The following is a 12824-nucleotide window of genomic DNA, read 5'->3' on the forward strand; positions in this document are numbered from 1 at the left end:
ACTGATTCTCCGGACGGAACCTCCGACATGACCAAGACTTCCCGCCTGTTCACACCTTTCCTCGCCAGCCTGGTGCTGCTCGCCCAGTTCGTCGCCGGCCCCGCACTGGCCGGCCCGAAGATCGAACAATGGACCGCCCCGACCGGCGCCCGCGTGCTCTACGTCGAAAGCCGCGCCCTGCCGCTGGTCGACATCCAGGTCGATTTCGCCGCCGGCTCGGCCTACGAACCCGCCGACAAGGCCGGCCTCGCCAGCCTGACGCAGAACCTGCTCGACGCCGGCACCGCCACGCTCGACGAACAGCAGATCGCCGAGCGGATCGCCGACATCGGCGCGCAGATCGGTGGCAGCACCGACAGCGACCGCGCCAGCCTGTCGATTCGCAGCCTGTCGTCCGCAACCGAGCGCGACGCCGCGGTCGAGCTCGGCGCCAGCCTGCTCGCCCAGCCCACCTTCCCTGAAGAGATCCTCGAGCGCGAGCGCAAGCGCGCCCTCGCCGGCCTGCGCGAAGCCTTGACCAAACCCGCCACGCTGGCCGCCCGCCGCTTCAACGAAGCGCTGTATGCCGGCCACCCCTACGGCGGCAGCGTCACGCCGGAATCGCTGGAGGCGATCACGCGCGACGATCTGGTCGATTTCCATAGCCGTCATTTCGGCGCCCGGCGCGCCTCGGTCGCCATCGTCGGCGACGTCGATCGCGCCACCGCCGAGCGCATCGCCATCCGCTTGACCGAGCAGTTGCCGCCGGTCGCGGCCGCTGCACCGCTGCCCGCCCCGGCGCCGACCCAGGCCGCCGTGCTGCGCATCGCCAACCCTTCGGCGCAGGCCCACATCCTCGTCGGCCAGCCCGGCCTGGCACGCGAGGATGCCGACTACTTCCCGCTGCTGGTGGGCAACTACGTGCTCGGCGGCGGCGGCTTCGTGTCGCGGCTGACCAAGGAGGTGCGCGAAAAGCGCGGCTTCGCCTACAGCGTGTATAGCTTCTTCTCGCCGCAGCAGGTCGCCGGCCCCTTCCAGATCGGCCTGCAGACCCGCGGCAGCCAGACCGACGAAGCCCTCGCGGTGGTGCGCGACACCCTGGCCGGCTTCATCGCCGAAGGTCCGAGCGCAGAAGAGCTTCAGGCCGCCAAGGACAACCTGATCAACGGCTTCGGCCTGCGCCTGGACTCGAACGCCAAGATCCTCGGCTACGTGGCGATGATCGGCTTCTACCGCCTGCCGCTCGACTGGCTCGACACCTATCCGCAGCAGGTCGCCGCGGTCGACGCCGAGCAGATCCGCGACGCTTTCGCCCGCCGCATCCACGCCGACCGGCTCGTCACCGTGATCGCCGGCGGCGACGGCGACACCGCCGCGCCGGCCGAAGCCGCAGAAGCCGCCCGATGAGCCGTGTGCGCATCGTCGGCGGCCAGTGGCGCTCGCGCCTGCTCGAGGTCACCGACGCCCAGGGCCTGCGTCCGACGCCGGACCGCGTGCGCGAAACCCTGTTCAACTGGCTCGGCCAGACGCTCGATGGCGAGCACTGCCTCGATCTCTTCGCCGGCAGCGGCATCCTCGGCTTCGAAGCCGCCTCGCGCGGCGCCGAATCGGTCGTGCTGGTCGAGCGCAACCCCCGCGCGGTCGCCGCGCTGCACAAATCGGCAAAGACCTTACAAGCGTCACAAGTAGAGATCGTGTGCGGCGATGCGGTAAGATTCGCCCAAAACGCGCAACGGAAGTTCGACGGCGTGTTTCTCGACCCACCCTACGAGCAGGGCTGGATCGAGCGGATACAACCCTGGCTGGACGCGCTGCTGAAGCCCGACGGATGGATCTACGTCGAGTCCGAAGCCACGGTGGCAACGCTGGGGAACTGGCAGGCAGTGAAGCAGGGCCGCGCCGGAACGGTCAATTTCCATCTGATGCGCAGGAGCCAGGAATGAAGGAAGCGGTGGCAGTCTATCCGGGGACGTTCGACCCGTTCACCCGGGGACATGCCGATCTCGTCCGCCGGGCGTCGGTGCTGTTCGACAGCGTCATCGTCGCGGTTGCGCGCAGCAACAGCAAGGGGCCGATCTTCACGCTCGACGAGCGGGTGGACATTGCCCGCGAGGCGGTTTCCGGCTACCCCAACGTCAGGGTCGCCGGCTTCGACTGCCTGCTGATGGATTTTCTCAGGCAGCAGAACGCGCGCGTGATCCTGCGCGGCCTGCGCGCGGTGTCGGACTTCGAGTACGAGTTCCAGATGGCCGGGATGAACCGCAAGCTTCACCCGGACGTCGAAACGGTATTCCTGACGCCAGCGGAGGAGTACATGTTCATCTCGGCCACGATGGTCCGGGAAATCGCCCGTCTGGGCGGCGATGTAAGCAAGTTCGTGCAGCCTTCGGTGCTGGTACGGCTGCAGGAAAAATTGAAATCAAGGCAATAGCAAGGAAGCGAACACCATGGCTCTGAAGATTACCGACGAGTGCATCAACTGCGACGTCTGCGAACCGGAATGCCCCAACGGCGCCATCTCCCAGGGTGACGAAATCTACGTCATCGATCCGAACAAGTGCACCGAGTGCGTCGGCCACTTCGACGAACCGCAATGCCAGCAGGTCTGCCCGGTCGACTGTATTCCGCTCGACCCGGACCGGCCGGAAACACATGAAGAGCTGATGGAGAAGTACAACAAGCTGACCGCAGGCTGAACGGCCGCTTGCGCTGAAGACGACGAGGCCGCCCGCGATGCAGCGGGCGGCCTCGTGCATTCCGGCGCAACAGCGGCGTTCAGGCCGCTGCGCGCATTTCGCCGCTTTCCCGTTCGCCCTGCGCCAGCGGACCGAGGGTTTTGGCGATTTCCTGCTGCAAGGCATCGAGCTGCGCCAGCATCGCCAGCACGTTGTCCTCGCCCTGCTTCAGTTCCTCGACCCGATCTTCCAGCGTGTCCGTGGCCTGGTGGATGCGCTTGACGCTTTCGAGCCGGCGCTTGAGCTGGATCTGGTACTCGCGCACCTGGGTCTCCAGCGGCGACATCACCGCCCGCAGCCACTGTTCGACGTCGCGGTTGGCGACTTCGAAAGTGCGCCTGGCCTGCACCGCGACGGTCTCGAAGAACTTCTGCGTCAGCGCATGCTTTTCGGTCGTCACCAGCGTCAGCGTGGTGTTGAGCTGGCGGTTGAAAGCCGTTTCCAGGCGGTCGAGCTCTTTCTCGTAGCGCAGCGTGGAGAAGGTTTCGGGCGGCGTCAGCCTGAGTCCGTGCTCGACGCTGAAGCGCTTGTACATGGCGTCGAGCATCTTCGAGATTTCGCCGATTTCTCCCGTCGAACGCAGCAGGTTCTCGCGCAGATGCCGGAAGAAGCCTTCCATCGCGTCGCGCAGGCCCTTGGTGAAGGTCGATTCCAGCATCGCCTCGCGCGTACGGCGGGTCTGGTCGCGCAGCGCATCCATGCCGATGCTGGCGAGCAGGCTGTTGGTGAGATCGGAGAACACCGAACGCACGGCGTAGTACTTCTGCAGCCCCTGCTCGAAGTCGTCCTTCTCGCTGCGGATCTTGCGCATCATGTACTCGATGACGCTCTGGTTCTTGCCCCGCAGGTCGGTCAGTTCCTGCAGTTGCTCGCGCAGGCCGGCCAGGCGGGCTTCGAGCAGCGCGCGCGTCTGCACCATCACCTCGCCGGTTTCGGCCAGCGTGTCTTCGCGCACGATGTCCTGCTTGGCGGACAGCAGGTCGCCGGTCAGCGCCTGTTCCAGCGCCGGCATGCGGCTGCGCGCGAGCAGCGGCGCATCACCGGTGACGCGCGCCACCAGCCCTTTCTGCGCCGACACCGGAAACACCGCCTCGGCGTCGATCTCCAGCGTCTCCGCGACCGAGTCCACCTGGCGGGCGATCTCGGCATCGATCCGCGCCTCGTCCCGCAGGCCGTCCCACAGGCCGTCGATCTTGTTCAGCACCACCAGGCGGCCGCGCTGGCTGCCGCCCTGCACATAGCTGCGCCACACGGTCAGGTCGCTCTGCGTGACGCCGGTGTCGGCAGCGAGGATGAACAGCACCGCATGCGCGCTCGGCAGCATCGACAAGGTCAGCTCGGGTTCGGCGCCGATCGCGTTCAGGCCCGGCGTGTCGAGCACCACCAGGCCTTGCTCGAGCAGGGGATGCGGAAACTGGATCACCGCATGGCGCCAGCTCGGAATCTCGACCAGGCCGTCCGCGCCCGGCTTCAGCCCTTCGTCGCCGTCGGCATCGACGGCGAAACCGAGGCGGACGGCCTCGTCCTGCGTCACGCGTTCGGTTTCGCCGACGCGGGCGAGCGCAGCCTGCAGGCTGCCGGCATCCAGGCTCTGCAGCGACACGCTCTGCCACTCCTCGGCATAGCGCTTCAGCTCGCTGACCGGCGTCTGGCAGGCGCGCGTGCGGATCGGCAGCAGGCGCAGCTCCGGCTGCGCCCCCTTGCGCCATTGCAGCTCCGTCGGGCACATCGTCGTGCGCCCTGCGCTGGAAGGCAGGATGCGATCGCCGTAGTCGGCGAAGAAGATCGCATTGATCAACTCCGACTTGCCGCGCGAGAACTCGGCGACGAAAGCCACCGTCAGCTTGTCGTCACGCAGACGCTCCAGCAGGTATTGCAGGCGAAGATCGCTCTGGACATCGCCGACTTCATTGCGTGCCAGCCATGCGCGCAGGCGCGCGACGGAATCGGCGGCGGCGGTGCGCCAACCGGCGTAGGCTGAAAACTGGTCGATCAATTCGGTCATCGGGCCGCTCACAGGACTCAGGACACCAAGCGAAATATCCACAGCATAGCGGCGAACACGAAACGCGACCATGCAGAAATACGCACTCCGGCCGAATGTGCGGGGATATGCCGGCTTCGACGGCAGGCGGGGATCAGCGGCGGCGCTGGCAACGCGGGCAGAAGCAGGTCGCCCGCTGGCCGCTGACGATGCCGAGCACCGTGCTGCCGCACTGCCGGCAGGCTTCGCCGGCGCGGCCATAGACGAAGTACTGCTGCTGGAAATAGCCGGGCCGGCCATCGCCGCCGACGAAGTCGCGCAAGGTGCTGCCCCCTGCGGCGATGGCGTCGGCCAGCGTTTCGCGCACCGTCTGCACCAGCCGCGCACAGCGCCGCAGGCCGAGCGCGCCGGCCGGCTCCAGCGGATGGATGCGGGCACGGAACAGGCTTTCCGACGCATAGATGTTGCCGACGCCGACCAGCTTGCGGTTGTCCATCAGCACGTGCTTGATCGGCGCCCGCAGGCCGCGCGTGACGCGGAACAGCCAGGCCGCATCGAAAACCTCGCTCAGCGGCTCCGGCCCCAGATGCGCCAGCAGCGGATGCCGTTCGGGCGCCCCCTCCTGCCACACCACCATGCCGAAGCGGCGCGGATCGCGCAGGCGCAGGGCCTGCGCACCGAAGACGAAATCGACATGGTCGTGCGCGCCGGGCACTTCGTCGGCACCGACCAGGCGCAGGCTGCCCGACATGCCCAGATGCACGATCACCGTGCCGGGGCCGAAATCCAGCAGCAGGTACTTCGCCCGCCGCGACACGCCCTGCAGCACCCGGCCGACGATCCGGTCGGCGAGTTCGGGCGGCACCGGCAGGCGCAGCCGTGGATTGCGCACGCGCAGCCCGCTCAGCTGCCGGCCTTCGACATGGGGGCGGATACCGCGGCAGGTGGTTTCGACTTCGGGCAGTTCGGGCATCGGCGCTATCGGGGGATCGGGTCACGGGGGCGGGTACGAGCCTGGGCAAACCTCACGGCGCCCGCACGGCCCGTCTTGCGGGCCGGACGCCGATCTGCATACCATGTTCGATACGAACCGAATTCTAGAGCAGCACTCCAAAACCTGCCGACACCCACGGTACACATCCTTGCATGTGCGCCCCCGCCTTCCGTGGCACCATCTTCACTGCGCAAACCGCTGCAGCCCGCCGGACCATCGACATGAACACTCGCGCCTCCCGCTCTCTCCGCATCCTGTGCCTGGTCATGGGCCTGAGCACCACCGCCTGCCTCGCCGGCGCGGCGGACAAGGGCGAGGCAGGCGGGGCGCTACCGGCCCAGGAGCTGACGCCGCGCACGATCTACCAGTTCCTGCTCGCCGAAATCGCCGGCGCGCGCGGCCAGATCGGCCTGTCGGCCCAGCTCTACGTCGACCTCGCGCGGGCCACGCGCGATCCGCGCATCGCCCGCCGCGCCACCGAGATCGCGATGTATTCGCGCAACCCCCAACTGGCTGGCGAAGCCGCCCGGCTGTGGACCGAAACCGCGCCCGACTCCGAAGAGGCCCGCCGCGTCTTTGCCGGCGTCAGCGGCCAGATGGGCAGCGGCGCCCGGGTCAACCTCGAACAGATCCAGATCCAGCTGGCCCGCACCCTGGCCCAGTCCAGCGCCCGTCTCGCCCAGAACCTGCTGAGCCTGAACCGGGCGCTCGCGGGCGTTCCCGACAAGGAAGCGGCGCACGGCATCGTCCGGCGCCTGACCGATCCCTACCTCGACCTCCCCGAAGCCCACATCGCCCGCGCCCAGGCGGCGATGATCGCCGAAGAACCGATGCAGGCGCTGGGCGCGGTCGACACCGCACTGCAGTTGAGGCCGGGCTGGGAACCCGCCGTCCAGTTGAAGGCGCAGATCCTGCAGCATACCGGCGCCAGCGCCGAAGCGGTACGCCAGCTGGAAACCGAACTCGCCCGCAACCCCGACAGCGCCTCGCTGCGCCTGACCTACGCCCGCGCGCTGGTCAGCGCGCAGCGCTTCGAGGCGGCGCGCGACGAATTCCGCCGCCTGCTCGCCGCCAACCCCGGCGACGCCGAACTGCTCTACGCCATCGGCCTGCTGTCGATGCAGCTCGACGATACCGCCGACGCCGAGGCCCGCTACCTGGAAGCCCTCGAAGCCGGCCATCCACAACCCGACCTGATCCGCCTGCAGCTCGGCCAGATCGCCGAACAGCGCGGCGAAGGCGTGCTGGCACGCAAGTGGTTCGGCGAAGTCACCGATGAACGCCACCATTCCGAGGCGATGATCCGCAGCGCACGGAGCCTGGCGCGCGAAGGCAGCATCGACGAAGCCCGCGCGCTGCTGAAGGCGCAGCAGGGCAGCGACGAGGACATGCGCCGCTACCTGCTGGCCGAAGCCCAGCTGCTGCGCGAAGCCGGACGCGCCGACGAGGCCCTCGCCGCACTGGACAAGGCACTGGCGGCCACGCCGGACGATGTCGACCTGCTGTACGAAACGGCGATGCTGGCCGAGCGCCTGAACCACATCGACGTCATGGAAGCCCGTCTGCGGCGCGTGATCGAACTCGAACCCGAGCACGCCCATGCCCACAACGCACTGGGCTATTCGCTCGCCGACCGCGGCCTGCGCCTGGACGAAGCCGAGGCGCTGATCGCCCGCGCACACGAACTGCTGCCCGACGACGCCTTCATTCTCGACAGCCTGGGCTGGGTACGTTTCCGTCTCGGCGATGCAGCCGGCGCGCTGGCACACCTCGAGCGCGCCTACACGATCCGCCAGGACGCCGAGATCGCCGCCCACCTCGGCGAAGTGCTGTGGGCGCTGGACCGCCGCGAGGACGCCAACCGCATCTTCGACGAAGCCCGCCAGGCCCACCCCGACAACAGCCTGCTGGCCGACACCGTCCGCCGCCTGCGCGGCCGATGACGACGCACCGCCTTCCCCTGCCGGCTGCGGCCATCGCCGCAGCCGCACTGGCACTCTCCGCCTGCGCACCGCTCCCGGCCGGCGCGCCGGCGGACGTCGCCGCACGCAGCTTCTCGTCCGCCTTCGAGCTGCAGGGCCGCATCTCCGCCAACGACGGCAGCCGGGCCGCCAGCGGCCGCATCGAATGGCGGCACGAACACGACACCGACAGCTTCGCCCTGCTGACGCCGATGGGGCAGGTCGTCGCCACGCTCGACGCCGATGCCGCCGGCGCCCGCCTGCGCACCGCCGACGGCCAGTCGCTGCACGCCGCCAGCGCGGAAGCCCTGCTGCCGCGCGTGCTCGGCATCGAGGTGCCGGCCGGCCGCCTGAGCCGCTGGGTGCAGGCCGCGCCCGACGCCGATGCCGAAGTCCGCACGCTCGACAGCGCCGGCCGGCCGGCCATCCTCATCGACCAGGGCTGGCGCATCGAATACCTCGAATACGCCGGCACCGCCGGCGACGCGCCGCCGGCCCGCCTCGACGTCTCCCGCGGCGACGCCCGCATCCGCCTCGTCATCGACTCATGGACCGCCCTGCCCTGACCCTGCCGGACACTTCCGACCCGCGACGCCTGCCGGGCTGCCCCGCGCCGGCCAAGCTCAATCTGTTCCTGCACGTCACCGGCCGCCGGGCCGACGGCTACCACCTGCTGCAGACCGCCTTCCGGCTGCTCGACTGGGGCGACACGCTCGACTTCGGCCTGCGCGAGGACGGCGAGATCCGGCGCACCACCGAGATTGCCGGCGTGCCGCCCGAGCAAGACCTGGTCGTGCGCGCGGCTCGCCTGCTGCAGGCGCATACCGGCTGCCGCCTCGGCGCCGACATCGCGCTGCACAAGGTATTGCCGATGGGCGGCGGCATCGGCGGCGGCAGTTCGGATGCGGCGACGGCACTGATCGCGCTCAACCGCCTGTGGGGCACCGGGCTCGGTCGCGCCGAGCTGCAGGCGCTGGGCCTGCAGCTCGGCGCCGACGTGCCCGTCTTCATCTTCGGCCGCGACGCCTTCGCCGAAGGCGTGGGCGAAACCCTGCAGCCGCTGGACCTGTCACCCGCCTGGTACGTGATCGTGTCGCCGGGCGTATCGGTGCCCACCGGCGAAATTTTTTCGGCAGAGGGCTTGACGAGAAACACGCCTCTCATCAGAATGGCGGACTTCGCAGCAAGCACCACACGGAACGATCTGCAGGCCATGGCATGCAGCCGCTACCCGGAAGTGCAACGTGCGATCGACTGGCTGATGCAATACGCACCAGCCCGGATGACAGGCTCGGGCGCCTGCGTCTTCGCCGAAGTGCCTTCGGCCCGGGACGCGGAACGCATCGCCGCAAGCTGTCCGCAACGCTGGACGGCCTGGAACGTGCGAACGGCCTCTCGCCATCCGCTGTACGAATGGCTAGAATAGCGGCCGCTTCGTTACAGTCGATTTCACGAGCTGGCGAAAAAGGTTTATTGGGGAGTCGCCAAGTCGGTTAAGGCACCGGATTTTGATTCCGGCATTCGAGGGTTCGAATCCTTCCTCCCCAGCCATACAACGACGGGCAGGCCCAGGGGTTATCCGGGAGCCTGCCCGATTCGTTTTTAAGGGTCGACAATTCAAACGGCATCGGAGCAGCGATCATGCCCCACGGCAGCCTGATGGTCTTCACCGGCAACGCCAACCCCAAGCTCGGCGCGGACGTGACGCGGCGCCTGGGCATCTCCCTCGGCTCGGCCACCGTCGGCCGCTTCTCGGACGGTGAAGTCAACATCGAGCTGCTCGAGAACGTCCGCGGCAAGGACGTCTTCGTGCTGCAGCCGACCTGTTCGCCCACCAACGAAAACCTGATGGAACTGCTGGTGCTGGTCGATGCGCTCAAGCGCGCCTCGGCCGGACGCATCACCGCCGCCATCCCCTACTTCGGCTATGCCCGCCAGGACCGCCGCCCGCGCTCGGCGCGCGTGCCGATCACGGCCAAGGTCGTCGCCAACATGCTGCAGGCCGCCGGCGTCCAGCGCCTGCTGACGATGGACCTGCACGCCGACCAGATCCAGGGCTTCTTCGACATCCCGGTCGACAACGTCTATGCCGCGCCGGTGCTGCTGAACGACCTCGACAAGCAGAAGTACGACGACCTGCTGGTGGTGTCGCCCGACGTCGGCGGCGTGGTGCGCGCCCGCGCCTTCGCCAAGCGCATGGAATGCGACCTGGCAATCATCGACAAGCGCCGTCCGAAGGCCAACGTCTCCGAGGTCATGAACATCATCGGCGAGGTCGAAGGCCGCACCTGCGTGATCATGGACGACATCGTCGATACCGCCGGCACGCTGTGCAAGGCTGCCTCCGCGCTCAAGGAACACGGCGCCAAGCGGGTGCTGTCCTACTGCACGCACGCCGTGCTGTCGGGCGCTGCGGTGTCGCGCATCAACGACTCCGAACTCGACGAACTGGTCGTCACCGACACCATCCCGCTGCGCGACGACGCCAAGGCCAGCCCGCGCATCCGCCAGGTCTCGGTCGCCTCGCTGCTGGCCGACACCATCCTGCGCATCAGCAACGAAGAATCCGTCTCGTCGCTGTTCATGGAATGATTTTCGCCCGCGCCTTCGGCTGAAGGGGCGGGTTTCTTGCGTTTTCGCCTGGTCGCGGGCGGAGACATCAACTTCAGGAGCAACACATGCAAATCCAATTCAAGGCCACCAAGCGTGACGCTCAAGGTACGGGTGCGAGCCGCCGCCTGCGTCGTGCCGGCCAGCTGCCGGGCATCATCTACGGCGGCAGCGAAGCCCTGCCGATCACGCTCGACCACAACGAGCTGTTCCACCTGCTGCGCAAGGAAGTGTTCCACTCGTCCGTGCTGAACATCGACGTCGACGGCAAGAAGGAAACCGTCGTGCTGCGCGACACCCAGTGGCACGCCTTCAAGCCGCAAGTCCTGCACATCGACTTCCAGCGCGTCGACGCCAACCAGAAGATGCACCTGAAGGTGCCGCTGCACTTCATCGGCGACGACGTCTGCCCGGCGGTGAAGCTGGGCGGCTGCATCGTCTCGCACGTCCTCAACGAAATCGACGTCCAGTGCCTGCCGAAGGACCTGCCCGAGTTCGTCGAGGTCGACCTGTCGGCGCTGGAAGCCGGCCAGTCGGTGCACGTCTCGCAGATCAAGCTGCCGGCCGGCGTCGAACTGGTCCAGCACGGCGACGCCGACCCGGTGGTCGCCAGCTCGCTGAAGGTCAAGGGCGCTGCCGACGCCGAGAGCGAAGGCGAGGCTGCCTGAGCCCCACCGCCCGAGTCCCACTCCACGGAAAGCCGGAGACCATAGATCGATGAGCACAGCGCCTTCGCGCCCCCTGCGCCTCATCGTCGGTCTCGGCAATCCGGGCGGTGAATACGCTGAAACCCGGCACAATGCCGGGTTTTGGTTTTGTGAGCGGCTCGCCGACGAGCTCGGCCTGCGCTTCTCGCACGAATCACGTTTCCACGGCCTGGTCGCCAATGCGCGCGAAGCCGGCGCATGGCTGCTGATGCCGCAGACCTTCATGAACCGCTCGGGCCAGGCCATCGGCGCCCTCGCGCGTTTCTATCGCATCGAACCTGCGGAAATCCTCGTCGTACACGACGAGCTGGACATCCCCCCCGGCCAGCTGCGCCTGAAGTTCGGCGGCGGCCTCGGCGGCCACAACGGCCTCAAGGACACCTCCGCCCACCTCGGCACCAATGATTACTGGCGCCTGCGCATCGGCATCGGCCACCCCGGCGACCGCAGCGAAGTGGTGAATTTCGTCCTCAAGCCGGCACGGCGCAAGGAACAGCAGCAGATCGACGAAGCCATCGACAAGGCCCTCGCCACCTGGCCGCTGCTCGCCCGCGGCGAACTCAACACCGCCGCCACCCGGCTGAACGCCCGGCCGGCCCCGCCCAAGCCACCGAAGCCCAAGGTGCCGGACGACGCTGGCGCCTGATCCATGAGAGGTAGGATGGGTAGAGCGAAGCGAAACCCATCACAGCGAAACCCATCACAGCGAAACCCATCACGTCAGAGGAGCTAGGCTCCATCGCAAATGATGGGTTTCGCCTACGGCTCTACCCATCCTACCCCGCAATATCAATACCCCACCGCCGCCAGCGCCCGCAACGGCCCCACGCGGCGAATCGACTCGATCTGCTCGGGCTGGCGGGTGTACAGCGTGCCGCCGAAGCACACCGCGCTCATCGAGATCCCCTCGAAGCACTCCGCGCTGCGCGGCAGCACCAGCAGCCAGCCGTCGCTCGCCAGCAAGTTGTACGGCGGCAGCAGGCCATCTTCGCCCGGCTGCAGCGCCAGCGTCTCGCAGGCCAGACGGTAGGCCGCGTACAGGCTGTCCGCCGCCACCTCCACCGGCACGCCCTCGCCGCAGCACACGCGCACGAAGCAATGCTTCATCGGCAGCGCCGGATGCTGGGCCACGCCCTGCTCGGGCAGCCCTGCCGGCAGGCCGGGCGCAAAGATGCGCAGGCTGGCATTGCCCGCGGTCGAGGGAATCCACTGCACATGCTTGTGGCGCTGGCTCGCGCCTGCAGCGGTGCCGCCGTTGTACAGCCCGATGCCGCCGGCCTCGGCCATGATCTCCGCCAGCGCGGCGAAGTCGCTGCGCGCCAGCGGCAGCAGCTGCTCCTCGAACGCGCGCCGCGCCAGCACCAGGTGGCGCTCGCTGAGCGGGAACTTGTTCAGGATCACGACATGCTCGTCGCCCAGCGGGCCGACGGTCAGCTCCGGATCGGGATTCAGGAAGGGGTTGAAGTTCGGGTCGCGCGGACCGCCCGGAATCGCCACCTGGGCCGTCTTGGCCGCATCCTTCACCGCCAGCGACGACACCCAGCGCACGATGAAGCGCATGCCGCCGTCTTCCATCTCGGTCTGCTCCGCCTGCACCGGCTGCAAGGCCCCCGACGCCAGCGCGCTCGCGCTGCGCGCATCGATCGCCTCGATCCAATTGCTCGCCATATCTCCTCTCCTCCTTGATTCGTCTTGTGGCAATACAGACCGGACATTGTAGGCGCAGCCCCATCGTTTTGAAGCCCTCGCCCGGTTTTGGCGCTGCAGCCCATCGCGGTACAATTCGCGGTTTTCCACACCGGATCAAGGCAATAGCCCGCCTGCGCGGCGCTCCGCCCCGGAACGACAAGGATT

The 12824-nt window shown here is 68.0% G+C and carries 13 protein-coding genes and 1 tRNA gene; 11 read left to right on the forward strand and 3 right to left on the reverse strand.

Annotation, left to right across the window (positions count from 1 at the left end; translation table 11 throughout):
• Window positions 1-27: 27 nt before the first annotated feature.
• Genes ACNQFN_RS19655 through ACNQFN_RS19670 form a run of 4 tightly spaced genes read left to right on the forward strand, consistent with a single transcriptional unit; the run spans window position 28 to window position 2675 of the window.
• A complete protein-coding gene (locus ACNQFN_RS19655) occupies window positions 28-1386 on the forward strand; it encodes a M16 family metallopeptidase (RefSeq protein ID WP_418647347.1) in 1359 nt (452 codons plus the stop codon).
• Window positions 1383-1922, forward strand: a complete 540-nt coding sequence (gene rsmD, locus ACNQFN_RS19660; protein WP_068635961.1) for a 16S rRNA (guanine(966)-N(2))-methyltransferase RsmD — start codon at window positions 1383-1385, stop codon at window positions 1920-1922. Before ACNQFN_RS19655 ends, rsmD begins: the two co-directional genes overlap by 4 nt.
• Window positions 1919-2410 carry a pantetheine-phosphate adenylyltransferase gene (gene coaD / locus ACNQFN_RS19665; RefSeq protein WP_068635962.1) on the forward strand — a complete coding sequence of 164 codons (492 nt, stop codon included), beginning with the start codon at window positions 1919-1921 and terminating at the stop codon, window positions 2408-2410. The genes rsmD and coaD overlap by 4 nt, the downstream gene beginning before the upstream one ends.
• A gap of 16 nt (window positions 2411-2426) precedes the next feature.
• Window positions 2427-2675, forward strand: a complete 249-nt coding sequence (locus ACNQFN_RS19670; protein ID WP_068635963.1) for a YfhL family 4Fe-4S dicluster ferredoxin — start codon at window positions 2427-2429, stop codon at window positions 2673-2675.
• Window positions 2676-2754: 79 nt separating this feature from the next.
• On the opposite strand, the gene ACNQFN_RS19675 is transcribed toward ACNQFN_RS19670, so the two are convergent.
• Entirely contained in the window at window positions 2755-4719 is a 1965-nt protein-coding gene (locus ACNQFN_RS19675) for a dynamin family protein (protein ID WP_418647348.1), read from the reverse strand.
• A 133-nt stretch (window positions 4720-4852) separates the two neighbouring features.
• Window positions 4853-5671 (reverse strand): bifunctional DNA-formamidopyrimidine glycosylase/DNA-(apurinic or apyrimidinic site) lyase, encoded by an 819-nt coding sequence (gene mutM / locus ACNQFN_RS19680; protein WP_418647349.1) that lies wholly within the window; start codon window positions 5669-5671, stop codon window positions 4853-4855.
• A 242-nt stretch (window positions 5672-5913) separates the two neighbouring features.
• Here mutM and ACNQFN_RS19685 point away from each other — a divergent pair, with 242 nt between their 5' ends.
• The 7 genes from ACNQFN_RS19685 to pth all read left to right on the forward strand — a co-directional run bounded on the left by ACNQFN_RS19685 (window position 5914) and on the right by pth (window position 11616).
• Window positions 5914-7635, forward strand: a complete 1722-nt coding sequence (locus ACNQFN_RS19685; RefSeq protein ID WP_068635987.1) for a tetratricopeptide repeat protein — start codon at window positions 5914-5916, stop codon at window positions 7633-7635.
• Entirely contained in the window at window positions 7632-8219 is a 588-nt protein-coding gene (gene lolB / locus ACNQFN_RS19690; protein WP_068635966.1) for a lipoprotein insertase outer membrane protein LolB, read from the forward strand. Before ACNQFN_RS19685 ends, lolB begins: the two co-directional genes overlap by 4 nt.
• A complete protein-coding gene (gene ispE, locus ACNQFN_RS19695; protein ID WP_068635967.1) occupies window positions 8201-9079 on the forward strand; it encodes a 4-(cytidine 5'-diphospho)-2-C-methyl-D-erythritol kinase in 879 nt (292 codons plus the stop codon). The genes lolB and ispE overlap by 19 nt, the downstream gene beginning before the upstream one ends.
• A gap of 48 nt (window positions 9080-9127) precedes the next feature.
• Window positions 9128-9204 (forward strand) — tRNA-Gln (locus ACNQFN_RS19700).
• 90 nt (window positions 9205-9294) lie between these two features.
• Complete coding sequence (locus tag ACNQFN_RS19705) at window positions 9295-10245, forward strand: ribose-phosphate pyrophosphokinase (RefSeq protein WP_068635968.1); 951 nt, start codon at window positions 9295-9297, stop codon at window positions 10243-10245.
• Window positions 10246-10331: 86 nt separating this feature from the next.
• Entirely contained in the window at window positions 10332-10931 is a 600-nt protein-coding gene (locus ACNQFN_RS19710; protein WP_068635969.1) for a 50S ribosomal protein L25/general stress protein Ctc, read from the forward strand.
• 49 nt (window positions 10932-10980) lie between these two features.
• Complete coding sequence (pth, locus tag ACNQFN_RS19715; protein WP_418647350.1) at window positions 10981-11616, forward strand: aminoacyl-tRNA hydrolase; 636 nt, start codon at window positions 10981-10983, stop codon at window positions 11614-11616.
• A 143-nt stretch (window positions 11617-11759) separates the two neighbouring features.
• Here the strand turns inward: pth and ACNQFN_RS19720 are convergent, their stop codons facing one another.
• Window positions 11760-12638, reverse strand: coding sequence for an ATP adenylyltransferase family protein (locus ACNQFN_RS19720; protein ID WP_068635971.1), 879 nt, complete (start codon window positions 12636-12638; stop codon window positions 11760-11762).
• Between the last annotated feature and the right edge of the window lie 186 nt (window positions 12639-12824).

The sequence above is a fragment of the Thauera butanivorans genome (genome assembly GCF_048398245.1).
GTDB lineage: Bacteria > Pseudomonadota > Gammaproteobacteria > Burkholderiales > Rhodocyclaceae > Thauera > Thauera butanivorans.